This is a genomic window from Novosphingobium sp. MBES04 (assembly GCF_000813185.1).
GTDB lineage: Bacteria > Pseudomonadota > Alphaproteobacteria > Sphingomonadales > Sphingomonadaceae > Novosphingobium > Novosphingobium decolorationis.
Window position 1 is genome coordinate 1,070,922 of the sequence record NZ_DF850489.1, and the last position, 24,700, is coordinate 1,095,621.

A 24,700-nucleotide genomic window follows, 5' to 3' on the forward strand; every position below is an offset into this window, starting at 1 on the left:
CGTCCCTCCGACGTCGACACCCAAGCGGTAGGTCATGCTTTCCCCATCCGTTCTCTCGCCTCGCGGCGCTGTGGTTGCTGCCCGGTTCGGCGGGGCGGCGCCTCGTGCGAGAAGCCCCTTTGTCCTTGCGGGTCAGCCAGATCTGGTTGTGCGTGGATGGCGCGGCGGCCTCCACGGTGTGCTCGAACAGTGAACGTGATCGCGTTTTCATGCTGCGCTTGCGGATAGAGTTATCCGCCCTGCGGCTTTTCGGCTTGGCGTGCGTCGGTCCAGGATGGCATCTGCACTAGGACGAGGCGGAACAAAGGAGACACCGACGATGCCACTCGACTTCGCCAGCTTGCGTCCCGCGACGCGCGAATTCCTTGCCCGCCGCGCCCGCGGCGAGGGCCTGCTGATCGACGGTGAATGGCGCAAGGCCGCCAGCGGCAACACCTTCGCGACGGTCGATCCCGCGACCGGCTCGGAACTCGGCCAGGTGGCCGCAGCGGGCGCGGACGATGTGAACGATGCCGTTGCCGCAGCCTGCGCCGCACAGGTCACGTGGGCCGCCACCATCCCCGTCGAGCGTGCGCGCATCCTCTGGAAGATCGCGGACCTCCTCGAGGCCAACATCGACGAGCTCGCCGAGATCGAGACACTCGATCAGGGCAAGCCGCTGTTCGTGGGCCGCTGGGCCGAGATCCCCGGTGCCATCAACCAGTTCCGCTTCTTTGCGGGCCAGGCCATGAACATCGAGGGCAACACGATCGAGAACTCGATCAACTACCAGCCCGAAGGCAAGCAGGTACGCAGCTGGACCGTGCGGGAGCCGGTCGGCGTTGTCGCGGCCATCGTGCCGTGGAACTCGCCGCTGGTGCTGACCGCGATGAAGCTTGCCCCGGCACTTGCCGCGGGCTGCGCGCTCGTCCTGAAGCCCGCAGAGGACACCTCGCTCTCCGCGCTGCGTCTGGCCGAGATCATGGTCGAGGCGGGGCTGCCCGCAGGTGTTCTCAACGTGATCACCGGGCTTGGCGGTGAAACCGGCGCGACGCTGGCGCAGCACAAGGACGTGGACAAGATCGCCTTCACCGGCTCGACCGCGACGGGCCGTGCGGTGCTGGACGCGGCCAAGACCAACTTCAAGCGCGTGACGCTGGAACTGGGCGGCAAGTCGCCCTCGATCGTCATGCCCGATGCGAACCTCGACCTCGCCATTCCGGGGGTGGCCAACGCCATCTACTTCAATGGTGGCCAGGTTTGCATCGCGGGCTCGCGCCTCTACGTGCATCGCTCGATCCACGACCAGGTCGTGGAAGGCGTGGCGAACTACGCCAAGAGCCTGAAGCTGGGCCACGGCCTTGAAGCCGACACGCAGATGGGCCCGGTCGTCTCGCTGCGCCATGCCGAGCGCGTCGAAGGCTTCCTGCAGCGCGCCAAGGACGCCGGTGCCACGATGCTGACCGGCGGTGAGCGTACCGGCGAGGCCGGAACCTTCATCACGCCGACCGTCGTCACGGACGTGACGCCCGACATGGAGATCGTGCGCGAGGAGGTATTCGGCCCGGTTCTCGTCGCCCAGGCCTTCGATGAGCCCGAGGAAGTGATCGCGGCCGCGAACGACAGCGAATATGGCCTTGCCGCCAGTGTCTGGACCGAAGGGCTCAGCAACGCGCACCGCATGTCGAGCGAGATCAAGGCGGGCACGGTCTGGATCAACTGCCACGCGATGTACGACCCCGCGCTTGCCATCGGCGGTGTCAAGCAGTCGGGCTGGGGCCGTGATAGCGGCAAGCAGGCGCTCGAAAGCTACCTGGAGTGGAAGACGGTCTGCGCGGTCGTCTGATTGCGCCAAGGATTCGCAAAGGATGGGAGGGGCGCTGCGGCGTCCCTCTTTTTTTGTGCCGGACCCAGTTCTTGATCGAGGTCACTGACATCAGGGCACAAGTCCGGGCGGACCGCCAAGAATTGGGCGTTAGAGCGCCCGAAATAGCGCGCATCGCACGATATTCACCGCAAGTCGGATAGTCGGGCAGTGGTGTCTAACCAGTCCGGGCACGCGGTCCATACCTGTCAGCAAGAAGCAATTAGTGGAGTCTGCTGGATATGGCTGCAGTTGAACGGTGCCAGGTAGTGATCGCGGGGGCAGGGCCGGTTGGGACGGTTCTGGCGACGCTCCTGGCTCAGGCGGGCGTCGACGTGGTCGTCCTCGAAGCGGGTAATGAATGTGCGCAGGATCTGCGCGCCTCGACCTTCCATCCGCCCTCGCTCGAAATGCTCGACCAGATCGGCATCACCCAGATGCTCATCGACAAGGGCCTCAAGGCACCGGTCTACCACTGGCGTGACCGCCAGAGCGGCGAAGTCATCGACTTCGACCTCGCCGAGATCTCGGATGTCACCAAGTACCCCTTCCGCATCCAGTGCGAGCAGTACCACCTTTCGCAGGGACTGGCCGAGGGGCTTGGCAAGTACAGCAACGCGCAGGTCCGTTTCGGCAGCCGCATCGTCTCTTTCAACGACGATGGCGCAGGCGTGGACGTCTTCGTCGAGACCATGACCGGCATCGACAAGCTGCGCTGTGACTTCCTGGTGGGTGCCGATGGTGCCAACTCGATCGTGCGCAAGTGGCTGGGCGTCGAATTCGACGGCTTCACTTATCCCGAACGCTTCCTCACGCTCTCGACCGAGCTGGAGCTGGCCGATCACCTGCCCAACCTGTGCTACGTGAACTACGTCAGCGATCCCAAGGAATGGCTCGTGCTGCTGCGCGTTCCTTCGGTGTGGCGCGTGCTGGTGCCGACCGATCCCGAGGCCGACGAGGATTACCTGCGTTCGGACGAGGTCAAGAATGGCATCTTCGACCGTCTCATCGGCGAAGGCGCGGGCAAGGACGTCAAGACCGGTCACCGCACCCTGTACCGTGTTCACCAGCGCGTTGCGAAGTCGTTCCGCGAGGGCCGCGTACTGCTGTGCGGCGATGCCTCGCACCTCAACAACCCGCTTGGCGGCTTTGGCATGAACTCGGGCATTCACGACGCGTTCAACCTGTTCGAGAAGCTGATGCCGGTGATCGAGGGCAAGGCCGACATGGATGCGAACCTTTCGCTCTATGACCGCCAGCGCCGCACCGTCACGCACAGCTTCACCCAGACCCAGACCAAGGCCAACATGGCCATGATCAAGGGCGGGCAGGACGATGCCCACCAGCAGCGCCGCCAGGCGATGCTCGACATCAAGGCCGACGACGACAAGCGCCGCGCCTACATGATGCGTCAGGCCATGTACGAGAGCCTCGAGCAGGCCAAGTCGATCACCTGATCCCCATTCGGGCACGGGGGAAGGGGGCTTGTCCGTTTTCCCCCGTGCCGCGCCCACAGGGCCCTTCGGGAAGAACGCGGCGCAAGACCGCACCAGGAAAAACACAACAACTCGCCACACCACGAAGGCGGGGAGAAACGTCATTCAACCCGCAGGCCCGCGACGGCCTGCAAAAGGAGTACATGCAATGGGAGACGTTCTCGGTTGGCGCAAGCTGCTGGGTGTCATCGCACCGTCCACCAACACGGTTGTCCAGCCCGACATGGAGCGCATGCGCCCTGAGGGTGTGACCAACCACTTCTCGCGCATCTACGTCGAGGATCCGCTGGCCCTCTCGAACGAGGACTTCATTGCGGGTACGACGCTGATCGCCGAAAACACCCTCGATGCGGTGCGCTCGGTCATGACCTGCAAGCCCGACTACCTCGTACTCGGCATGTCGGCCGTGACTTTCTACGGCGGCGTCGAAGGCGCCGCGAAGTGGAAGAAGCAGGTCGAGGACTTCGCCGGGGTCGGAGCCTCGACCGGCGCGGAATCGGTTGCCGCGGCGCTGAAGGCCTACGGCAACGTCAAGACCGTCAGCTTCGTCTCGCCCTACTACCCGGTTGCGAACGCCGAAGTGCGCCGCTTCCTCGAGGAATCGGGTTTTGAGGTGAAGCGCGACGTTCCGCTGCAGTGCAAGCGCTGGACCGACATCGCCAAGGTCACGCCCGAGCGGCTCGACGAAGTCATCGCCGAGCTTGATGGCGATGATGTCGATGCGATCGTCCAGGTCGGCACCAACCTCTCGATGGTCGATATCGCAGCCCAGTACGAGCAGAAGCTGTCCAAGCCCGTGATCGCGATCAACACCGCGACCTACTGGCACGGGCTGCGTGCCTGCGGCATCGACGACAAGATCGAAGGTCTCGGCCGCCTCCTCGCGGAATTCTGATCCCGCGCTTGCGGTATCGACGTTATTTGTCATAGCCGCAAGGCACCGGAAAAGCGCAGGGCTCCGTGGGAAATCACGGGGCCCTGTTCTTATTTGTTATATTGTTGACTCAAATCAACCTCGTGCGCGTCGTGTGGCCATACATAGGTGAAGCGCGAGAGGCCGAGGGCTCCCTGATCGGACCGCCCCGCCGCCATCCGCAGCAAGGAGGGTTTGATGTCAGCCGAAATTCCACCACCCTACACCGCGCTTCAGCGCCATCCGATGATGGCGCAGGCAAATCACGACGAGGCCTCGCGCTTCAATTTCCTCACCCAGTTCAACCGCTACCTGTCGGGGGATCTGGGCAAGGGCAACTGGCTCGCCTACGAAAATCGGGTTCTGCCCGCCTTCGAGGCGATCCATGGCCGCTCGCCGGAAAACCGCGAGGAAATCCGCGTCGCGATGAACCAGGATCCCTGGCACCGCACCTGGTCCGCGCTCAAGCGCAATTCGATGGAGATGCGCCAGCAGAACGGACGCCAGATCGTCCTGCGCCAGCTCGACGAACTCGACGCGAAGGCCAAGGCGTATAACGAGGCTTCGGGCCTGCTTGAACTCGATCCCTCGGTCGAACAGCCCCTCTACGTCACCTGCGTCGACATCCACTGCCAGCCCGGTAGCTACCATACTGAGGAACGCCCGGGCGACGTCGCGGTCGCGGCGAACTACGATGTCGGCCTCTTCGCGACGACCGGCGGCGCGCTCGGAAGTCTCAACGATGGCGGCGGTCAAGCCGTGGTCGGGTGGATCAAGGAGAACTGCCTCGACTGGTCGCCCGAGCGGGTGCTCGACGTAGGCTGCACGGTGGGCCACAACGCCGTGCCCATCGCACAAGGGTTTCCCGAGGCCGAGGTGATCGGCATCGACACCGCCGCACCTGGCTGCGCTATGGCGCGGCGCGCGCGGCCAGCCTGGGTGTAACCAACATCAAGTTCGTCCAGGCGAGTGGTGAGGACCTCTCACGCTTTCCCGACAACCATTTCGACTGGGTGCAGACGACGATGTTCCTGCACGAGACGTCGGCCTCGGCAATGCCGCGCATTCTCTCCGAATGCCACCGCGTGCTGAAACCGGGCGGGCTCCTGCTCCATGTCGAGCAGCCGCAGTATGGCCCCGATATGCCGCTTTTCGAGCAGTTCCTGCGCGACTGGGACGCCTACAACAACAATGAGCCCTTCTGGTCGGCCATGCACGGCGTGGACCTCAAGGCCGTGATGGAAGAGGCCGGCTTTCCGCTGGACGAGCAGTTCGTGTCCGGTGTGCGGGCAATTCCCGACAAGACGCTGTTCCCTGGTTCGCCCGACGGAGACAAGGAAGACTACGGACGTGCGGCCATCTGGAATGCATACGGGGCCTGGAAGCCGAAGGTTTCCAATGAGATCGCCAAGGAGATTTCGGCATGACGCAGGATCTGGACTGGATCGCACGTTCCGGCGCACGCGCCAAGGGTGGTCGCCCGGCCTTCTTTGACGAGATGGCCCTCGACCGCCTCTACTCGCTGACGCTCTCGCTGACGGCTGAACTCGCCGCCACGCGCGAACGTCTGGATACGGTGGAGCGGTTGCTCGAGCTGGAGGGCTCGATCGATCGCACCAAGATTGAAAGGTATGAGCCGGACCGCAACGCCGGCGAGGAACGGGGAATTGCCATGAGGGCGTATATCGCCCGCGTCATGCGCGGCTTCCAGCAGGAAGTCGAGGCCATGGAGGAAACCGATCCGCCCGTCACCGACTGGGTGGAGAAGCTTTCCCGCCAGGACGCCGCATCGGCTTAGGGGCGGCTCCCCCTTAGACAAGGGGAAAGTCGTGATAGAAGAAGTATTGGTACTGCGCTGGGTGCACATCATCGCCATGGTCTATTGGCTGGGCGGCGAATGGGGTGTTTTTCAGACGAGCTACAACGTGTGCAACCGCAAGCTGTCGATGGACGAGCGCCGCCGCCACATGGAGACGGCCTACCGCATCGACATCCTGGCCCGCACCGGCATCATCTCGCTGCTGCCGCTGGGTCTGCACATGGGGTACATCTATGGCCTCCATCCGTTTGGCGGTGGGTACCTCACCGCGATGTGGATCTTCATCGCACTCTGGCTCGGCCTGTGCTGGAGCGCCTTCATCAAGCGTGAAACCGATGTTGGCGTGAAGCTCACCAAGATCGACGAGAAGATCCGCTGGGTTCTCATCCCGCTGATCTTCGTGGTCGGCATCTCCTCGCTCCTGGGCCATGGTCCGCTCGAAGCGGGTGAGGGCATGCGCTGGTACGCGACGAAGCTGACGCTCTATGGCTTCACCTTGTGCATCGGGCTTGGTCTGCGCTGGATCATGCGCCTGTGGACGGTGCGCTTCCGTCGTCTGGCCGAAGGTCCCAACCCGGCCGAGGAAGCCGCTCTCGAGCGGGAGTTCATGTATGGCCGGATGATGGCCTACGTCTACTGGATAACGATTTCCGGCATCTGCTTCCTGGGTACGGTCAAGCCGTTCTGAGGGGAAAGCCGATGTTCCGATAAAGGAAATCGCAGGAGGAAAGGGCGGTCCCACAGGGATCGCCCTTTTTTCATGGGGAGGAAGGGCTCCCAAAGCCCAAGGAAAAGGGCCCCGGAAGCGTGCACTTCCGAGGCCCTTTTGCATGTCGTGTATCGGAGCGGATCAGGCCGTGCCGACCGCACCCTTGGCGGTGAGAGCGTCGATCTTCTCGGCCGAGTAGCCCAGGCTCTCGAGCACCGAGCGGCTGTCCTGGCCCGCGCCGGGGAGCGTAACCGGAGCGCCCGGGCGCTTGCCGCCCATCTGCAGCGGGATAGTGGGCAGGCGGGTCTGTTCGCCGTTGTCGAGGGTCACGTTCTCAAGGCCGCCTTCGGCAAGCTGGGGATCGTCGAACATGTCCTCGGGCTTGCCGATCGGGGCGAAGGGAAGACCCGTGCCTTCGAGCATGCCGACAACCTCGTCACGGGTCATGCCCAGGAACATCTCGCGCACCTGCGGCAGGATGCGGTCACGCGCCTTCACGCGCTCGTTGTTGGTGCGGATGCTCTCGTCGGCCCAAAGCTCGTCGAGCTGGAAGATCTTGCAGAACTTCTCCCACAGGACATCGCTGACCACGCCGATGAAGACGGGCTCGTCTCGGGTCTCGAAGACGTCGTAGATCGCCCAGGCCGAGATGCGCGCGGGCATCGGGTTGGCCGCCTTTCCGGTGACCGCGAACTGCGCCATGTGCTGGCCCACGAGGTAGATCGTGGTCTCGAACAGGCTGGCGACGACCTTCTGGCCCTTGCCGGTGCGGTGGCGTTCTTCAAGCGCGGCAAGAATGCCGATCACGCCGAACATGCCGCCCGTCACGTCGACGACGCTGGAGCCGGCGCGCAAGGGGCGTCCCGGAGGGCCCGTCATGTAGGCAAGGCCGCCCATCATCTGCGCCACTTCGTCGAGCGCGGTGCGCTCTTCGTAGGGGCCGGGCAGGAAGCCCTTTTCGGAGCAGTAGATGATGCCCGGATTGGTCTCGGCGAGTGTCTCGTAGGAGAGGCCGAGGCGATCAAGCGCGCCGGGGCGGAAGTTCTCGACGAGGACATCGGCCTTGGCGCACAGGTCCTTCGCGACCGCGATGCCTTCCGCGCTCTTGAGGTCGAGGCAGATCGACTTCTTGCCGCGGTTGTACATCGGGAAGTAGCCCGAGCCCGAACCCAGCAGCTTGCGGGTGCGGTCGCCGCCGATGGGCTCGATGCGCACGACATCGGCGCCAAGCCCGGCAAGGATGTGGCCGACCGTGGGGCCCATGACCATGTGGGTGAATTCGATGACCGTGATTCCGGCCAGCGGCGTCGGTGCGCCGCCCTGTTCAGCGCTCATCGCGCAATCCTTTCCTTGTAGTCCAGCATCGGACCTGCATCGGGCGTGAAGCCGTAAAGCGGCTCGCCCGGAAGGGCTTGTGTCAGGATCGACCGCACTTCGAGCAGTTTTTCCAGGTCGATGCCGGTGTCATAGCCCATGGAATTGAGCATGAGAACGAGATCCTCGGTGACGAGGTTGCCCGAGGCACCGGGCGCGTAGGGGCAGCCGCCCAGACCGCCGAGCGAGGAATCGATCGTGGTGATCCCCTCCTCAAGGCCAGCCAGGGCGTTGGCCAGACCCAGGCCGCGCGTGTTGTGGAGGTGCAGGGTGGTGAGCATGTCGTTGCCCACCGCGGCCTTTACCTTGCGCACGAGGCGCTTGACCTGCGCAGGGTCGGCATAGCCGGTGGTGTCGGACAGGCTGAACTCCTGGCCGCCCGCTTCGGCGGCGGCGACAGCAAGGCGCACCACGGTGTCTTCGGGAACCGCACCCTCGATGGTGCAGCCGAACGCGGTCGAGAGACCCACCGCAAAGTGGATGCCGGCATCCTTGGCGATTTCGGCCACTTTCGCGATCTCGGCGAGCATCGCGGGGTGGTCCTTCTTGACGTTGCGGATCGAGTGCGTCTCGCTCAGCGAAAAGGGGATCGACATGCCGTGAACGCCCGCCTTCGCCGCGTTCTCCGCGCCGCGCGCGTTGGGGACGAGAGCCACGACGTTGAGGCCCTCGATGCCCTTGGCGAATTCCACCAGTTCAGCGGTATCGGCCATCTGCGGCAGGAGCTTGGGAGGGACAAAGCTGCCCACCTCGATCTCCTTGACACCGGCGGCGGCCTCGGCCGCGATCCAGGCCTTCTTGGCTTCGAGCGGCATTACCTGCTTGATTGACTGCAGGCCGTCGCGCGGGCCGACTTCGGAAATGAGGATTTCGGTCATGCGGTCTTCTCCAGGTAGACCCAGGGACGCGCCGTGCGGTCGGCGTCGGTCCATGCCTCGATGGCGGGCAGGGCCTTCAATGTGAGGTCGATCACGTCGAGGCCTTCGAGCAGCATCGTGCGCGGCTCGTCCTCGATTGTGAAGCTGTGGGTGGCGTCCCCGGCCGTCACCGTCTGTGCGGGCAGATCGACCGTGATTTCCTGCCAGGCCAGCGCGTCAACGTCGGTCCGGGGCAGGGTGATCGGAAGGACGCCGTTGCGAATGCAGTTGGCGCGGAAGATCGGTGCGAAGCTCTCGGCAATGACGCAGCGGATGCCGTACTCGACGAGCGCCCAGACCGCGTGCTCGCGGCTCGAACCACAGCCGAAGTTGGCGCCGCCCAGGATCACCTGGCCGCCCCTGGCCTCGGGCATGTTGAGCTCGAAGGTCGGATCGGGGGTGCGTGCGGCAACGTCGCTGTAACGCCAGGGTGCGAAGAGGCCCTCGGCCAGGCCGGTGCGTCCGGTGCTCTTCATCTCGCGGCTCGGGATGATCGCGTCGGTATCGACGTTGTCGCGCAGGACCGGCACGGCAACCGAGGTGAGGGTTGTGAAGGGGGTCACTGCGCGCTCTCCTTGGCCAGTTCGCGCGGGTCGGCGATGACACCGGCAACGGCGCTCGCGATCACGGTTTCGGGGCTTGCGATATGGGTGCGGATGCCCGGACCCTGGCGACCCTCGAAGTTGCGGTTGGTCGAACTGATCGTTCGGCTTCCCTCGGGAAAGCGTTCACCACCTGCAAAGAAGCACAGCGAACAGCCGCTGGCGCGCCATTCGAACCCGGCTTCGGTGAAGATCGCGTCCAGCCCCTCGGCTTCGGCGGCGCGCTTGACCGCGGAACTGCCCGGCACGACCATCGCCTTCTTGATGCTAGCGGCGACCTTGCGGCCCTTGACCAGGGCCGCGGCGCGGCGAAGGTCGGAAAGGCGCGCATTGGTGCACGAGCCGACAAAGGCAACGTCGATGGGCGTGCCCAGCATCGCGGTGCCCGGGGCAAGGTCGATGTACTGGTGCGCACGCTCAGGGCCCTGCGGCACCGCGCCGTCGATCGGCATGGAATGCTGCGGGCTGGTGCCCCAGCTGACCATCGGCGCGAGCGAGGCCGCATCGATCACGATTTCGGTGTCGAAGGTGGCGCCCGCGTCGGTCGAGAGCGTCTGCCAGTAAGGATCGTCGAAATTCGTGGGCGCATAGCGGCGTCCGGCAAGGTACTCGAAAGTCTTGGCGTCAGGTGCGATGAACCCGGCCATGGCCGAGAATTCGGTCGCCATGTTGCACAAGGTCATGCGCGCTTCGATGTCGAGCGCTTCCACGGCCTCGCCTGCGAACTCGACCGCATGGCCCGCGCCGCCACCTGCACCGTGCGCGGCAATGAGAGCGAGCGCCATGTCCTTGGCGGTGACGCCCGGGGCAAGCTGGCCGGTGAAGGTGACGCGCATCGTCCGGGGCTTTTCGATGCGCAGGGTGCCGGTCGCCATGGCATGCTCGGCTTCGCTCGAACCGATGCCCCAGGCCAGCGCGCCCAGCGCCCCTTGCGTGCAAGTGTGGCTGTCGGGCGCGACAAGGGTCACACCCGGAAGCACGATGCCGAGTTCGGGCGAAATGACGTGGGTGATGCCCTGGTCAGGATCGTTGACGTCGAACAGGGTGATGCCTGCCGCCTTGGCCGCGGCGCGGGTCTCGGTGATGAAGGCCGAGCCACCTTCCATCAGCGTGCCGTCACCGCGTCCGATGCGGGTGTCGACAATGTGGTCCATCACCGCAAAGACACGGGCCGGATCGCGGACTGGACGGCCCGCCGCGGCCATCGATTTGAGCGCAGCCGCCCCCGTGCGCTCGTGCAGGAACACGCGGTCGATAGCGACAAGTCCGGCACCCGAGGTGCCGGTATCGATCCGGTGTGTTTCCCAGATCTTCTCGAAAAGTGTCTTTGGTCCCGTGGATGTCATCGTTGTTTTTTCGTCAGCCCGTTCGCAAATGGTCGAAGGGCAAGCGTCATGAGCTTGCCTCAGTGACCTGCCTAGACCTGTTCAGGGCGCGGCGTGCAAGTCTACGACCACCTTGCCCGATGAGCGAGCAGACAGGAGACGCTCGACGCCGTCATAGATCCCCTTGATCCCATGCCAGGCCGCGCTGTCGAGGTGCACCTGGAGCTTGCCGTCCTCGTAAAGACGGAAGAGACGCTCGCGCGCCTCGTCCCAATACTGGGTGAGTAGGCCGTTCATGAAACCGCGCACCGAGGCGCTCTTGTAGTAGATCGAATTGGCGATGCGCGGGGCGGTGACGATCTCGGGCTTGCCTTCAAGATCCGAGGCGGCGCCTCCAACGACGAGCCGTCCGTGGTTGGCGAGGTTCGCCAGGAAGGCGTCGTGGATCGGCCCGCTGACGGTATCGACCGCGACGTTGAGCGCGTTGTGGTATTCGCGGCCCAGCACTTGCGCCACGTCCTCGGCCTTGTAGTCGATGACGCGCGCGGCGCCGAGCGACTTCACGAAGGCACACTTCTCCGGGCCTCCGGCAATCCCCACCACATGGCATCCGCGCAGGGCAGCAAGCTGGACAAGGAAATGGCCAAGTCCCCCCGCGGCGGCCGAGATCGCGACCGTCTCGCCGTCCTTCAGTTCGCCGATACGTTCGAGGGCGACCATGGCCGACACGCCCGTCGAGGCAAGCGCGAGGTACTCGCGCGTGACCGCGGGGGCCTTGACGAAGCCGCTTGCGGGCGCGGTGTTCTCTTCGCGGTAGCCTCCCGTGAAACGGACAGAGACCGCCGCATCGCCCACCGCGAAATCGCTGACGCCTTCGCCCACCGCCTCGACCGTCCCGATGGCCTCGACCCCGGTGAAGGTTGGCAGGGCAATCTTGACGTAGTCCACGGCATCGCGCGCAATCTGCGTGTCGAAGATGCCGTTGATGCCGCAAAAACGGTTGCGCACGCGGATTTCTCCGGGCCCGGGCTCCCGGCTCGGCAGTTCGACGATATCGCAGGCTTCGCGGAAGGAGGGCGCGATCCGAGTGAGACGGATCGCGCGGTAGGTCTTCTCGACTTGGGTCATTATTGGGCGATCTTGCCCTGCGGGAAGCCCAGGCCGCCCGGATTGAACAGGCCCTTGGGATCGACCGTGTTCTTCACCGCGTCGAGCACGTCGAGGAAGGCCTCGTCCATGCGGTCCCGGTATGCATAGGAACGGCCGATCTGGAAGTGCCCCGCACCATACTTGCGCGCGATTTCCTTCACCTTCTCGCGCGCGGCGGTGACGATGGCCGTGGCTTCGGGGTGGGCGCCGAGCTGTTTCAGGCGCTTCATGTGATCGGGCTCGACCATCGATTCGTGGATCGGGCGGTACCCCTCGGGCCAGAAGAAGACCGGCTCGATGATGATCGCGTTGGTCGACATCGAGGAGGTCAGGAAGCCATTGAAGATGCCGTGCTTGTCAAAGGTTTCCTGCATCTCGTCAAAGTAGGCGCGGATCTCGGCAAAGGCCTTGGGCGCGGTCGAGAGCGAGAACTGGCCATGGACCGGAATCCAGCTTTCGCCTTCAGGACCCAGGATCGAGTTGGGCGCAGGGAAGGGCATGGCGCGGATGATCTTGGCGATCGAATTCTCGATCTCCACACCGTCGAACTTCGCAGCAATTTCGCGGGCCCGGGCAATGTCGTGGGCGACCGCCTCCTTGCAGCGCCCTTCGGCGGTGATGTGGAGCGGGTACTCTTCCTCGGGGATGAAGTTGCGGCCGCCCATGGCGATCTTGGCTGCGGCCAGCAGGCCCTTGCCCAGTGACTTCTCCTTGGAGATGACCTTGCCCAGCGTCTTCACGTCGCTCGCCATCGACATGCGCTTCATGCGCACCTTGGTGAGGCCGGGGTCGAAGCCACAGCTTTCCGCAGCAAGACCCTCACGGGCCATTTCGCCCAGCGCCTCGAGCATGGCGGGGCCGCTCTTGAACGAGAACGAGGCGGACTGCTCGAAGGCGGGAGTGCGGATGAGGCGCAGGGTGATCTCGGCCTTGAGCCCCAGCGTGCCCGAATCGCCGCAGAAGAGGCCCGCAATGTCCGGGCCGAAGTGGCGGTAGAACGGCGTGTCGCCATCCGGCCCGCGCGCGCCAGTGCGCAGGATACGCCCGTCGGCCAGCACCATGGTCAGCGCAATGACGCTCTCGCTGGTGGTGCCGTAGTGGCCTGCACCGAACATGGCGTTCAGCATCGAGAGACCGCCACCAATGGTGGAGTAGATGCCCGACATCGGCCCCCAGAACGGCGTGCGCAGGCCCTTGTCCTTGAGCGCCTCGTTCAGTTCGCGCCACGAGCACCCGGCCTGCACGGTCACGGTCATGTCCTCGGGGCTGATATTCAGCACCTTGTTCATGCGGGTGGTGTCGATGGTGATCGTGTCACTGGTCGCCGGGATATAGGCTTCGGTATAGCTCATCCCTGCGCCGCGCGGGGCAAGGGCGACCCCGGCCTCGTTTGCGGCGGCGACCACGGCGGCGAGTTCCTCGGTCGTCGCCGGGGCCACGATCAGCATGGCGACGTGATTGGAGGCAATCCAGACGTCTTCACTGAAGAGACGCAAGCGCGCCTCGTCGGAGGTGACGTGGGCCGCGCCGACGATGCCTTCAAGCTTGGCGCGAAGGTCACCCGGACACGGGGCGATGGAAGCAGGAGCGGCCGGAGCGGCGATATCGGACATGGTGTGTTTCCCGTGAGTGAGGCCGCGCGGGAGGCGTGCGGCCGGGGATTACGAAAGAAGCGAGGTAAAGGCGATGCGCATCAGGCCGGTTCGCGGCTCAGCGCGAGCTTGGCCGCGGCCTCTCCGGCAAGGCGACCGAAAGTCACGGCCGTCGCCAGCCCCATGGCCGGGAGATAGCCCCAGTGCGCCGGGCCGGAAACGGACCGCGCGGCGCCGCCACCTGCAAAGAGGTTGGGAAGTTTTGTGCCATCAGGGCGCAGGACCTGCGCGTTGCCATCGATCTGAAGGCCGCCCTGGGTGTGGAAGATCGCGCCCACCACCTTCAGCGCGCGGAAGCGCGGGGCGGGGGGAAGGTCGCCGTCCCAGACGCGGCCGAAGCTGTCGGCCGTGCCCGAGCCTTGTGCAGCGCGTGCCTCGGCCAGCGTTGCCACGAGGTTGTCGACAGGAAGGCCGAGGACCTGGGCGAGTTCTTCTTCGCTGTCTGCGAAGCGCGGGGCGTTGAGCTTGTTGAGCTCGATGATCTCGGGGATGTAGTCGACGTCCTTTTCGATGCGGTCGTCGTAGATCACCCAGACATAATCGCCCGGTTGCTGCAGCACGGGGTGCACCATGCCGGCAATATCGTCGGTCTCGTTGGTGAAGCGCTTGCCCTCGATGTTGACGAGGATGCCGCCGGCAATCGGGACGCCCGGCGGGACCGGCATGCCCTGCGGTTCGGTCAGCATGGCGTACCCCTGGTAGGAGGCCATGTCGCCAAGCGCGGCGCCAACCTTGCCGCCGACCGCGATGCCTGTGCCCTGGCTGCCTTCGTGGCCATTGTTCCGCGCTTCGGCCATTTCGGGCATGTTCGCCGCGACCATCGCATGGTTCGCCGCAAAGCCGCCGCAGGCGAGGATCAGGGTGTCGCAGCCAACCGCTTCGTGCGAACCGTCCGGGCGCGCGATGGTCACGCCGGTGATGCGGCCATCCTCATCGGCGTGGACGTCGACCAGCTTGGCTTCGGTCATGACATCGACGCCGTTGTCGTCCAGGCGGCGGTGAAGCAGGTCTACCATGTCCTGCCCGCCGTGCCCGCGCCAGCCGTGCACGCGGTAGGTGCTGTTGCCGTAGGCGGGGCGAAAGCCCGTATCGAGCTCCCAGGGCATGTCGAGGTCCTCGACCATCCAGTCGACCGTAGGTCCCGCATGATCGGCGATGGCCCGCGCCAGGACCGGGTCGGTCTGCCCCTTGGTCTTGGCCATGATGTCATCGAAATAGGTGTGCGCACTGTCCTCGATGCCCTGTGCGGCCTGGGCCTTGGTGCCCGCCGCGCAGATAAGGCCCTGCGACATGCCGGTAGAGCCCATCGGGCGCTCGTCCTGCTCGATCAGCAGCACCTCGGCCCCGGCCTTCGCGGCGGCAAGAGCGGCAATGCACCCGCAGGCGCCGCCGCCCACCACCAGCACGGGAACGGTGAATTCGAAGGTTTCGCTCATGGTGCGATCACGCCTCCCGTGCGAGTTCTTCGCCGACATCACCCGAGGCGACATCGTCATCCAGAACCGCAGCTTCGTTCTCCTGCTGCACGATGCGCAGGATGCGGGCGATGTATTCCTGGTTCCACATCTGCCGTTCGGCCGAAGCTTCCCGGGTGGGTTCGAAGGCGTCGATCTCGCCATCTTCCAGGATGCCCTTTTCGCGCAGCAAACGCTCGAGCGTGTCGTTGCGCTGGCGGGCCACCGCCAGTTCCTGGGCTACCGCCATGGTGATCGCGAGGACCTTCTCGACCTGGGGCTCGAGGAAATAGGGACGCTTGCCGGCAGGCTTGGCGCCGGCTCCGTTCAGGGCGTCGGAAAAGCTCATGCCACGGCTCCGATCACGTGCCAGGCCGCCTTGCGGCCATAGTCTTCGGTGTCATCTTCTTCCGCATCAGGGAACAGCTCGCGGTCGACCACGCCGTAGACGCCGCCATGGATCAGGCTGTCCTTTGCAAAGCCGGCATCGACCATGGCCTCGTCGAGGTCCATCTCGTGCATGCGCGACCAGAAGGGTTCGTTGTTGTAGAAGGCATCCCAGTCACGCATCGCCTGCTCGAAGAGCGGCATTTCGGGCGCATACTGGGGCTGCTCGACGTGCAGCACGATGCCGCCGGGTTTGAGCAGGCGGCGCGTTTCGCGGAAGATGTTGCGCAGCGCGGTGGTCGAAAGTTCGTGGAGGAACATCGTCGTCTGGATCCAGTCGAAGCTGGCGTCCTCGAAGCGCGACAGGTCCTCGCCGCTCGCCTGCACGAAGGAGACGTTGTCGACGCCCAGCGACTTGGCGCGGGCCAGGCCATAGCGCAGCACAGGCGCACCCAGATCGACGATGGTCATCTCGGCTTCGGGATAGGCCTGCGCCAAGGGCAGGCTGGAGTGGCCGACCGTGCCGCCGATCTCGAGGATCTTCCTGGGTGCAAAATCGGGCAGGTTCTTCTTCACCCAGTTGACCACCGCCATGCCGCCACCGTCGGAGTACTTGCCGAGAAGCCCGCTGGTGGTGACGAACCCGGCGTGGTCGTAGTTCGCGCCGTTGGTGACGTCACCCTCGAAGTACTCGGTGTGGTAGCTGCCGGGCATGCAGTGATGGTCGACCGCCGAGACGTAACGCGGGATCTCCACCGTGGGATCGAGCTGCAGACGCGGATCGCCGTCGGTCAGGTCGGCCGCAATGGCGGCGAGGCGATCGGCCTGGCGCAGCGAGGTCCAGCGTCCGGCCTGCTGGCGCTGCTCCATCGTCATGCGGCGCAGCGCAGACCAGGTCTGGAAGGCCGGGTCCTTGAGCAGCGCCTTGCGCGCTTCGTGGCGATTGGCGAGCGGCCGTCCGTTCTCGGCTTCGAACTTCGGCGCCACGCGGCTGTCGTAAGCCGCCTTCACGCCCGGCACGACGCGCGCGGCCAGGTGCCGGTTCATCTGCGCGAGGAAGTTTACGCGCTCGATCTCGTCGTGGTTGGTCTCGGGAAATACCGCATGGCGACCAATCACCCGGTAGTCGGGCGGGCCGTCATAGGCGGCGCTAGGATCATTTGCAGGTGGAGTTGTACGCGACGTCTTCACGGCCTACCTCATTTGTTATAGCCTTATGCTATATTGTCGTTACAAGAGACGCAAGAGCCGAAGCCGATGGGCCGAGGCGACACGCAAATCCAAGGGGAAACCGGATGATCATCTTCGCCGTATTCAACCTCAAACCCGGCGTTTCGGTGGAGGAATACGAAGCCTGGGCGCGGGAAACCGACCTTCCCACCGCCAACTCCCTCAAGTCCATCGACAGCTTTCGCGTGTACCGTTCGACCTCGGTTCTGGGCTCGGATGAAAAGCCGCCCTTCGGATATATCGAAGTTCTCGACGTCAACGACATGGAGCAGTTCGCCGCCGATGCGCAGAGCGAAATCATGCAGGAGGTCGCAGCGACCTTCCAGGGCATGGTCGATGTCACCTTCGTGATGACCGAGGAGCTGGTGGCATGAGGTTTGCCGGCAAGGTTGCCGTTGTTACCGGCTCGGGCCGCGAGGGTGGTCTGGGCGAAGCGATTGCCCGCCGTCTGTCGGAAGAGGGCGCCAAGGTCGTCATCTCGGACATAGGCGCGTCGCGCGATGCCTCCACGCCCGATGCCATGATCGGCAGCACGGACGAGATGAAGCGCATTGCCGATGCGATGCCGAGCGAGGCGACGACCTTCGCCTGCGACGTGCGCGACCCGGCGCAGGTCGAGGCGCTGGCCGATCATGCAATCGACACCTTCGGCTCGCTCGATATCTGGGTGAACAACGCAGGCATCGGCTACATCATGAAGCCGCTTGTCGACGTGTCGGTGGACGACTGGCGCGCGGTGATCGACGTCAATCTCAACGGCGCCTGGTTCGGCCTTCAGGCTGCGGCCAAGCGCATGATTGCAGCTGGCAAGGGCGGGCGCATCATCAACGTCGCCAGCCAGGCGGCCAAGTCGGGCTTTCCGCACGCACAGGCGTACAGCTCGTCCAAGCACGCACTGGTCGGCTTGGTCCGCTCGGCCTCGATCGAGCTGGGCCCGGAAGGCATCACGGTCAACAACGTGTGCCCCAACCACGTCACAACCGGCCTTGGCAAATGGCAGAACGAGCACTTTGCCGAGGTGCAGGGGATCAGCGTCGAGGAATACCTCAAGCGCATGGCCGCGCGTATCCCGATGGGCCGTCCGGGCCTGCCGCAGGATACCGCCTCGGCCATCGCCTTCCTCTGCTCGGACGAGGCGATCTACATCACCGGGGAGAGCATGAACGTCTCGGGCGGCGAGGAGCCGCACTGAGATGACGACCGGGGCTGAGCACACCGAAAATCCCGCGCACGTCCTCATCGACCACGCGCTGGCACTCGAATGGGAGAACATACCCGTCGAGGCACAGGAGCGGGCGCGCACCTTCCTGCACGACAGCCTGGCCGTGGGCATCGCGGGCCGTAACGCCGCCCATGCCGATGGCGTCTTCGCCCTGGCGCAGAGCTGGGGCGAGGGCGGCGCGGTCTCGGTGCTGGGACGCCCCGGTGTCCGTCTGCCTGCAGCGTCAGCGGCCTTCGTCAATGGCTTCCAGATCCACGGGCAGGAATACGACTGCGTTCATGAACCGGCCGTGCTGCATCCGATGGCGACCGCGCTCGCCGCGCTTCTGGCCGAGGCCGAGCGCGGTGATCCGGTGCGTGGCGAGGACTTTCTCGCGGCGATTGTGGCGGCGGTCGATGTCTCGGTTACCATCGGGATCGCGGCGCCCGATGCGCTCACCTTTTTCCGCCCGGCGACGGCCGGGATCTTCGGCTGCGTGGCGGGTATCGCCCGGATGCGCCGCCTGCCCCGCGCTGAGGCGCTCGATGCCTTCGGTCATGCTTTGGCGCTGACCTCGGGCACGATGCAGGCGCATGTCGAGGGCAAGCCGGCGCTGCCGGTGCAGGTCGCCAATGCGGCGCGCAATGCGCTTGTCGCCGTGGATCTCGCGCGTGTTGGAATGCCCGGCGTGGCCCATCCGCTCGACGGCCCCTTCGGCTATTTCGCGCTGATGGAAAAGCGCGAGGCACTTGCGCCCGCGCTCGCCAAGCTAGGGCAAGGGCACCGCATCACCGAGGTGAGCTGGAAGCCCTTCCCGACCGGACGGGCCGGGCATGGCGGTATCGTTGCCGTGCAGGATCTGATGGCCGGGCAGGGCCTCACCGCCGCCAATCTTGAAAGCCTCGAATACCATGCGCCGCCGCTTATCCATCGTCTTGTCGGGCGCCCGGCCAAGGCGGACATGGAGCCTGGCTACGCACGGCTGTGCATGCAGTACCTTGCGGCCGTGACCTTGCTGCGCGGCAAGGTGGCTCTGGGTGACTTCCAGCGCGCCTCGCTCGATGATCCCGAAGTTCTTGCCCTTGCGCGAAAGATCACGGTGATCGCCAACGACAATCCCGACATGGCCGCTTTTGCGCCAGCACGGGCCCTGGCCCGTACCACCGACGGCCGCACGCTGGTGCAGGATGTCGAGGCGCAGTTCGGCTCGCCCCAATGGCCGCTCTCGCGCGAGCAGCACATGGAGAAGGCGCAAGGCTGCCTCGACTTTGCAGGGCTTGGACACTGCCATGCAGATCTTTCCGCGGCCATCGACGCCTTCGCAGTGGCGCCCGACGCCATGGCCATCCTTCGCGCCACGGGCGTGATGGGCTGAGCCTTCTCTTTCCCTCTATCCCAATGCAGGACACCCGATGACCCTACTCAAATGCGCAACCCTGGTCGTTGCCGACGTGGCCGCATCGAGCGAGCGCTACACCCGTTGGATGGACTACCGCGTCGTCGACGAAGGCGCTGTCCCCGAAGATCTTGCCATCGCCTGGCAGGCCCCGGCCTCGGCCGGACGCCCCTATGCGCTTCTGCAACCAGCCTCGGGCGAGGAGGTGTTCCTGCGCTTCGTGGAAGGTGATCCGGTTGCCTCCTATGCGCCGATCCGCACGTATGGCTGGGCCGCGACCGAGATCTGCGTGAGCGACGTCATGGCGGTGAACGCCCGTATGGAGGAGAGCCCCTTCGAGATCATCGGGCCGCCCAAGGACCTCGACGGCTTTGCCACGGTCAAGCCGATGCAGGTCAAGGGCGATGACCAGGAAATCGTCTACCTGACGCAGATCCTGCAGCCGGGCGAGGAAAATGGCCTTCCGCAGCCAACCTCGCTGGTCGACCGCCCCTTCATCATGGTGCTCGCCAGCCACGATCTGCCGGCCAGCGTGAAGTGGGTGGAGGACGTGCTGGGCCTTCCCGTGATTGATCCGGTGCCGATCCGCTATTCCATGATCAACAAGGCCTTCGACCTCGATCCCGAGACCAAGACGGCCATCGTGACCGCACGCGGCGCAGGCCAGACCTTCCTTGAGATCGACCAGTACCCGGCCGAGGCGACCGTGCGCGAAAAGCACGAGGGCGACCTTCCGCCTGGCGTTGCCATCACGACCATGCTGCACCCCGACTTCGCGCGCCTGGAAGGCCACTGGGCAAGCGCGCCTGTGGTGCGTGAAGGCCCGCTCTATGCAGGTCAGCGGACGGGCATTCTGCTGACACCCGAAGGCGCGCTTCTCGAAGTGATCGAAGGGGGCGCGATCTGAGATGGACCACACCCTTGCACTCCTCACCCTGCTGCATCTGCTGATCCCGATCTACTGGCTGGGCGGTGACCTTGGCGCGTTCTATTCCTCGCGCTTTCTTGTCGATGCCAAGCGGACCGTGCCCGAGCGCCTGCTCGCGCTGCATATCCTCAACAACATCGACATGGCCCCGCGCACGGCGCTGATCCTCGCCTTTCCAACCGGCTTCACGCTGTCCGTGATGAAGGGCTGGCTCGCCGTGTCTGGTCTGGCAGTGACCGGCGTGTGGGTGGCAGGGCTGGCCTGGCTCGCGCTCGCCTGGGCGGTCCACATCCTCCATGGACCTGCGGGCAAGACCTACAAGCAGATCGATCTTGCCATCCGCTACATCGTCCTCGCCGCACTCATCGCCACAGGTGTCGCCGGTCTTGCAGGCGTTCTGGCACTACCGCTCTTCATCGCGCTCAAGTTGCTGGTGCTGGCCTTCTGCATCTTCATCGGCCTGCTCGTGCGGCGCCAGCTCGTGCCGTTGATCCCGGCGATCGTCGATCTCGCAAAGAACGGCGCAAGCCCTGAGGGCGACAAGACCATCGCAGGGGTTCTGGCCGTCACGCAGCCCACCGTGATGACGCTCTGGGCCGCCGTCCTCATCGCCTCGTTCCTCGGCATCGCCACCCCGCTGTGAGGGCGCGCCGAGTTTTCCCTGATCCCACCGATCCATCTTCCAAGAACACAGGAGCCGATTTTGCAGAAGCATCGCACCATCACCGGCAAGATCCAGTACACCTCGCGCAAGGAAGGTCGTGAAGGGGCCGACCGTGGCCGCGAAACCTTCATGTGGACCCACCATTCCGACGGCAAGAAGACGCTGCGCGCGCACTGCGAGATCGATGAGCCCAATCCCACGGTCATGCGCGACATTACCTATAGCCTCGACGAGAATGATCGTCCGATGGACTGCCTCGTGCGCCTCACGGTCGGTGACGAGTTCATGGGGGCGGGTCTCTTCATCATCGGCGAGGACACCATCGAGTGCGAAAGCTACGGCCCCTCGATCGGGCGTGTCTCGCAGTCCAGGAAGATCGGCGGCGCATTCGACGGCTTCGGTACGCACCCCATCGTTGCGGACGCTTACATCACCCGCAAGATCGACCGCTCGAAGGGCTTTCACAGCCGTCCGTTCCGCTGCTTCCTGCCGTCGCCCGACCACCGCGGTGCGACGCCGCCGCTGATCGCCGAGACGACGCTTCAGCTCGGCTATGTCGGCGACGAGACGGTGACCGTGCCCGCAGGTACGTTCGCATGCCACAAGTTCCAGTTCACCGACGAGGACGGCGACATGGTCGGCGTTTCGGGCGAAGCGCACCCGCCGTATGAGATGTGGGTGACGGCCGATGAGGATGCAATCTTCGTCCAGGGCGGCGTCGGCGGCTACATGCAGACCTGGTACGAGCTGGTCGAACTCGAACGCTGAGCGCGCGTCCAATCCGTTCCGGCGCGCGAGGTCTCAGGGGACAGCGTGCCGGGACGGGTTGACTAAGCCCCTGACGAGCGCGAAATTTGCGGTTTACGCTGCGTCGCTTCCGCACGAGTTCGTGCCGGGGTGAGGGGGCCTTGCACAGGGGCAAGTCAGAACGTGCTTGATCGCGAAGGGGCAGTTCCCCTCTATCACCAGATCTACCTCTTCTTGCGCGACGAGATCCTCTCGGGCCAGCGCCCCTTCGGCAGCGCCATGCCCACCGAGCAGGAACTGGCCGAGACGTACGATGTCTCGCGCATCACCGCGCGCCGTGTCCTCAACGACCTTGCCGAGCAGAACTACGTTGAGCGCAAGCGGCGGGTCGGCACGCGGGTCATCTTCAAGTCGCCGTCCAAGCCCATCGAGGCGAATATCGATCAGGCCTACGATTCTCTCCTCGCCTTCGGCGGCGGGACGGACGTCAAGGTGCTCAGCGTCGAGGAAGTTGCCGCGCCCCCGCGTGCCGCGGCGAGTCTGGGGCTCGAGGCAGGCGATCCCGTCATCCGCTCGGTGCGCCTGCGCGAGATGGAAGGTGTCGCGATTGGCTGGATCGTCAGCTATGTCCCGGTCGAACTGGCGCCTTACGTTACCACGGAAACTTTGGCCTCGGCGCCCATCCTGCGGCTTCTCGAGGATGTCGGGGTCAAGCTGAAATACGCGACGCAGACCATCAACGCGGTCCTGGCATTTGGTGAGATGGTCGACGCCATGGGAGCCGAACTCAACTCGCCGATCCTGCGTATCACGCGTGTGTCCTACGACGCGAACGACCGGCCCTTCATGCTGACCTATGCGCACTACCGCGCGGATCGCTTCCACATCCGCATGGACCTGAACGGCCCCGGCACCCAGTAGGATGGGGCACCGGAGCCGTCGCAGGTTCCATTTCGGTGATGCGTCAGGTCAGGAGACCTTGACCAGCACCTTGCCCTGATGTCCGCCGGACTTCAGGTATTCCAGAGCCTCTGCCATGTCCTCGAAGGCGAAGGTCTTGTCGACGACCGGCGCAAATCCGTTTGCGTCCATCGCGCGCAGCAGGTTCACCAGCATCCCGCGGCTGCCCGAGGCGATGCCCTTGATGACAAGGTTCTTGCCGATGATCGCACCGTAGTTGGGGAGCGGGCCATCGGCGCTGCCGACACCGATCAGCACGACGCGTGCGTTGCAGGCTGCCGCGTTGATCGACTGGGGCAGGGTGTGCTGGCCGCCGGTCTCGGCGATGATGTCCGCGCCCCGTCCGCCGGTCTGCCTGAGCAGTTCGCCCGCCCAGTCGGCGTGGGTGCGGTAGTTCACCGTGTAGTCGGCGCCCATCTTGCGCGCCTCATCGAGTTTCTCATCGCTCGACGAGGTGATCGCGACGAAAGCGCCGTTGGCCTTGGCGATCTGCAGCGCGGCCATCGAGACCCCGCCGGTGCCGAGCGCCAGGACAAGATCGCCCGCCTTGACCTCGCCGATTACCGACACCGCATGCCAGGCTGTCAGCGTGGCGGCGGCGAGCGGGGCGGCGGCTTCATCGGTGAGGCCCTCAGGGACCTTGACGAGGGCGCCTGCGGGCACCTTGATGTATTCGGCCGCCCAGCCATCGGTGAAGGTGCCCAGGTCCTTGCCGAAGTAGCTCATGTCGAACGGGCCATCGTGCCAGGCGACGAAGTGCGGGCACACCGCGCGGTCGCCCACGGCAACCTGCGTGACACCGTCACCGACCGAGACGACTTCGCCCAGCCCCTCGGCAAGGGGGATGCGGTCTTCAGCCTTCTTCGCGCCGTAGCGGCCTTCCAGGATCTGGATGTCGCGGTTGTTGAGGCAGGCAAGGCGCACCTTGAGCACGGCCTCGCCCGGTCCTGCGACCGGGTCGGGGCGCTCGGTGAGCGTCAGCGAGGAGATACCTTCCTGCGTTCCAAGGACGTAAGCTTTCACATCTGGCTCCTGAACTGGTCGAGAATGTCGCAGCCCCGCGCGAACCACGTGCCTTCACGCGCCTTGAGATCGCCCAGCAGCTTCTCGAAGGCGTCCATGCGGTAGGGGAGGCCGATGATGTAGGGCGTGAGGTGCATGGGCAGCATGCGCCCGCCATGGACCTTGGCCTCGGCGCTCAGCCAGTCGTGCGCGTCGAGCATCTGCTGCGCGTAGCTGTCGGCCGACTGCTGCTGCACGTTGATGATCTGGCGGTCCGACAGTTCATGGTTGAGCGGGATGTTAACGACGCCGTTGGTGAAGGCGTAGGGAAGCTCGTCGTTGACCCAGTCGCAGCAGTATTCGATGCCCGCGTCCTTGAGCAGATCCATCGTCGCAAAGCTCTGCTGGCGGGCGATCGAATGCCACCCGCGCGGCTTGACCCCGGCGACGTCGGAGAGGATCGCGATGCTTTCGGTGATGAGCTTGCGCTCATCCTCGACGGGCAGCGTGGAGGCAATCGTGCCGTTCATGTCGGTCGAGTGGGCGATGATCTCGTGGCCCGCATCGACGATGTCGCGGATGACGCTGGGATAGCGCTGCGCAATTGCCGCGTTGGCCGCGACCGAGACCTTCACGTCCGCCTTCGCAAAGGCGTCGAGCAGGCGGTAGAAGCCCACCCGCGTGCCGTATTCGCGCGAGGTGTAGTGGCGGTAGTCGGGATAGGCCGTCTGCATGTGGCCCGGCGCCTTGAAGGGCGTGCTTTCCGGCGTGATCGGGAACCATTCCAGGCTCACCACCATCCAGGTTGCGACGCTCTTCCCCTCGGGCCAGGCAAGGGGCTTGCGCTCCTCCATGACCGAATAGGGGAACAGGTCGTGGTCGTAGCCAAGGCCGCGCTTGGAGTATTCGAGGTATTCGGGATCGAGGCTCAT

At 65.0% G+C, this 24,700-nt stretch carries 25 protein-coding genes; 14 read left to right on the forward strand and 11 right to left on the reverse strand.

All coding sequences use genetic code 11. The features are described from left to right. Window positions 1–319: 319 nt before the first annotated feature. From MBENS4_RS18555 to MBENS4_RS18580, 7 genes are all read left to right on the forward strand, one after another. Window positions 320–1,825 (forward strand): aldehyde dehydrogenase family protein, encoded by a 1,506-nt coding sequence (locus MBENS4_RS18555; protein WP_039393573.1) that lies wholly within the window; start codon window positions 320–322, stop codon window positions 1,823–1,825. Window positions 1,826–2,085: 260 nt separating this feature from the next. Continuing rightward, window positions 2,086–3,300: an FAD-dependent oxidoreductase gene (locus tag MBENS4_RS18560; RefSeq protein ID WP_039393575.1), complete on the forward strand. Its 1,215-nt coding sequence runs from the start codon at window positions 2,086–2,088 to the stop codon at window positions 3,298–3,300. Window positions 3,301–3,487: 187 nt separating this feature from the next. After that, window positions 3,488–4,234, forward strand: a complete 747-nt coding sequence (locus tag MBENS4_RS18565; protein WP_039393577.1) for a maleate cis-trans isomerase family protein — start codon at window positions 3,488–3,490, stop codon at window positions 4,232–4,234. A 216-nt stretch (window positions 4,235–4,450) separates the two neighbouring features. Beyond that, the gene (locus tag MBENS4_RS26895) at window positions 4,451–5,197 is read left to right on the forward strand and encodes a class I SAM-dependent methyltransferase (protein WP_242405012.1); all 747 of its coding nucleotides are present in this window, start codon (window positions 4,451–4,453) and stop codon (window positions 5,195–5,197) included. A gap of 5 nt (window positions 5,198–5,202) precedes the next feature. Further along, window positions 5,203–5,679 (forward strand): class I SAM-dependent methyltransferase, encoded by a 477-nt coding sequence (locus MBENS4_RS26900; protein WP_242405064.1) that lies wholly within the window; start codon window positions 5,203–5,205, stop codon window positions 5,677–5,679. Continuing rightward, a complete protein-coding gene (locus MBENS4_RS18575; RefSeq protein ID WP_039393579.1) occupies window positions 5,676–6,050 on the forward strand; it encodes a hypothetical protein in 375 nt (124 codons plus the stop codon). The genes MBENS4_RS26900 and MBENS4_RS18575 overlap by 4 nt, the downstream gene beginning before the upstream one ends. A gap of 31 nt (window positions 6,051–6,081) precedes the next feature. Then, window positions 6,082–6,759, forward strand: coding sequence for a hypothetical protein (locus tag MBENS4_RS18580; protein WP_039393590.1), 678 nt, complete (start codon window positions 6,082–6,084; stop codon window positions 6,757–6,759). 162 nt (window positions 6,760–6,921) lie between these two features. On the opposite strand, the gene MBENS4_RS18585 is transcribed toward MBENS4_RS18580, so the two are convergent. The 9 genes from MBENS4_RS18585 to MBENS4_RS18625 all read right to left on the reverse strand — a co-directional run bounded on the left by MBENS4_RS18585 (window position 6,922) and on the right by MBENS4_RS18625 (window position 16,831). After that, entirely contained in the window at window positions 6,922–8,115 is a 1,194-nt protein-coding gene (locus MBENS4_RS18585) for a CaiB/BaiF CoA transferase family protein (protein ID WP_039393593.1), read from the reverse strand. Beyond that, window positions 8,112–9,032, reverse strand: a complete 921-nt coding sequence (locus MBENS4_RS18590; protein WP_039393595.1) for a hydroxymethylglutaryl-CoA lyase — start codon at window positions 9,030–9,032, stop codon at window positions 8,112–8,114. Before MBENS4_RS18590 ends, MBENS4_RS18585 begins: the two co-directional genes overlap by 4 nt. Next, window positions 9,029–9,634 carry a 3-isopropylmalate dehydratase small subunit gene (leuD, locus tag MBENS4_RS18595; RefSeq protein WP_039393597.1) on the reverse strand — a complete coding sequence of 202 codons (606 nt, stop codon included), beginning with the start codon at window positions 9,632–9,634 and terminating at the stop codon, window positions 9,029–9,031. Before leuD ends, MBENS4_RS18590 begins: the two co-directional genes overlap by 4 nt. Next, window positions 9,631–11,019 carry a 3-isopropylmalate dehydratase large subunit gene (locus MBENS4_RS18600; protein WP_039393599.1) on the reverse strand — a complete coding sequence of 463 codons (1,389 nt, stop codon included), beginning with the start codon at window positions 11,017–11,019 and terminating at the stop codon, window positions 9,631–9,633. Before MBENS4_RS18600 ends, leuD begins: the two co-directional genes overlap by 4 nt. Window positions 11,020–11,100: 81 nt before the next feature. Further along, entirely contained in the window at window positions 11,101–12,126 is a 1,026-nt protein-coding gene (locus MBENS4_RS18605; protein WP_039393601.1) for a zinc-binding dehydrogenase, read from the reverse strand. After that, window positions 12,126–13,760: an FAD-binding oxidoreductase gene (locus tag MBENS4_RS18610; RefSeq protein ID WP_144400998.1), complete on the reverse strand. Its 1,635-nt coding sequence runs from the start codon at window positions 13,758–13,760 to the stop codon at window positions 12,126–12,128. The genes MBENS4_RS18605 and MBENS4_RS18610 overlap by 1 nt, the downstream gene beginning before the upstream one ends. Before the next feature lie 80 nt (window positions 13,761–13,840). Then, window positions 13,841–15,235, reverse strand: coding sequence for an FAD-dependent oxidoreductase (locus MBENS4_RS18615; protein WP_039393602.1), 1,395 nt, complete (start codon window positions 15,233–15,235; stop codon window positions 13,841–13,843). Window positions 15,236–15,242: 7 nt separating this feature from the next. Beyond that, the gene (locus MBENS4_RS18620) at window positions 15,243–15,602 is read right to left on the reverse strand and encodes a hypothetical protein (protein WP_039393604.1); all 360 of its coding nucleotides are present in this window, start codon (window positions 15,600–15,602) and stop codon (window positions 15,243–15,245) included. Then, window positions 15,599–16,831 (reverse strand): class I SAM-dependent methyltransferase, encoded by a 1,233-nt coding sequence (locus MBENS4_RS18625; RefSeq protein ID WP_052322533.1) that lies wholly within the window; start codon window positions 16,829–16,831, stop codon window positions 15,599–15,601. The genes MBENS4_RS18620 and MBENS4_RS18625 overlap by 4 nt, the downstream gene beginning before the upstream one ends. Window positions 16,832–16,935: 104 nt before the next feature. Here MBENS4_RS18625 and MBENS4_RS18630 point away from each other — a divergent pair, with 104 nt between their 5' ends. The 7 genes from MBENS4_RS18630 to MBENS4_RS18660 all read left to right on the forward strand — a co-directional run bounded on the left by MBENS4_RS18630 (window position 16,936) and on the right by MBENS4_RS18660 (window position 22,727). Further along, on the forward strand, window positions 16,936–17,244 hold the full coding sequence (locus tag MBENS4_RS18630; RefSeq protein WP_039393609.1) for an REDY-like protein HapK: 309 nt from the start codon (window positions 16,936–16,938) through the stop codon (window positions 17,242–17,244). Continuing rightward, the gene (locus MBENS4_RS18635; protein WP_039393610.1) at window positions 17,241–18,062 is read left to right on the forward strand and encodes an SDR family NAD(P)-dependent oxidoreductase; all 822 of its coding nucleotides are present in this window, start codon (window positions 17,241–17,243) and stop codon (window positions 18,060–18,062) included. The genes MBENS4_RS18630 and MBENS4_RS18635 overlap by 4 nt, the downstream gene beginning before the upstream one ends. 1 nt (window position 18,063) lies before the next feature. Further along, window positions 18,064–19,446, forward strand: coding sequence for an MmgE/PrpD family protein (locus tag MBENS4_RS18640; protein WP_039393612.1), 1,383 nt, complete (start codon window positions 18,064–18,066; stop codon window positions 19,444–19,446). 37 nt (window positions 19,447–19,483) lie between these two features. After that, a complete protein-coding gene (locus MBENS4_RS18645; RefSeq protein ID WP_039393614.1) occupies window positions 19,484–20,374 on the forward strand; it encodes a hypothetical protein in 891 nt (296 codons plus the stop codon). 1 nt (window position 20,375) lies between these two features. Continuing rightward, window positions 20,376–21,038, forward strand: coding sequence for a hypothetical protein (locus MBENS4_RS18650; RefSeq protein WP_039393616.1), 663 nt, complete (start codon window positions 20,376–20,378; stop codon window positions 21,036–21,038). 60 nt (window positions 21,039–21,098) lie between these two features. Beyond that, window positions 21,099–21,827 (forward strand): hypothetical protein, encoded by a 729-nt coding sequence (locus tag MBENS4_RS18655; RefSeq protein WP_039393618.1) that lies wholly within the window; start codon window positions 21,099–21,101, stop codon window positions 21,825–21,827. A gap of 162 nt (window positions 21,828–21,989) precedes the next feature. Beyond that, window positions 21,990–22,727, forward strand: a complete 738-nt coding sequence (locus MBENS4_RS18660; protein WP_039393620.1) for a GntR family transcriptional regulator — start codon at window positions 21,990–21,992, stop codon at window positions 22,725–22,727. A 48-nt stretch (window positions 22,728–22,775) separates the two neighbouring features. Here MBENS4_RS18660 and MBENS4_RS18665 read toward each other — a convergent pair whose 3' ends face one another. Together MBENS4_RS18665 and MBENS4_RS18670 are read right to left on the reverse strand one after the other, a co-directional pair. Beyond that, a complete protein-coding gene (locus MBENS4_RS18665; RefSeq protein ID WP_039393622.1) occupies window positions 22,776–23,789 on the reverse strand; it encodes a zinc-dependent alcohol dehydrogenase family protein in 1,014 nt (337 codons plus the stop codon). After that, complete coding sequence (locus tag MBENS4_RS18670; RefSeq protein ID WP_039393624.1) at window positions 23,786–24,700, reverse strand: polysaccharide deacetylase family protein; 915 nt, start codon at window positions 24,698–24,700, stop codon at window positions 23,786–23,788. The genes MBENS4_RS18665 and MBENS4_RS18670 overlap by 4 nt, the downstream gene beginning before the upstream one ends.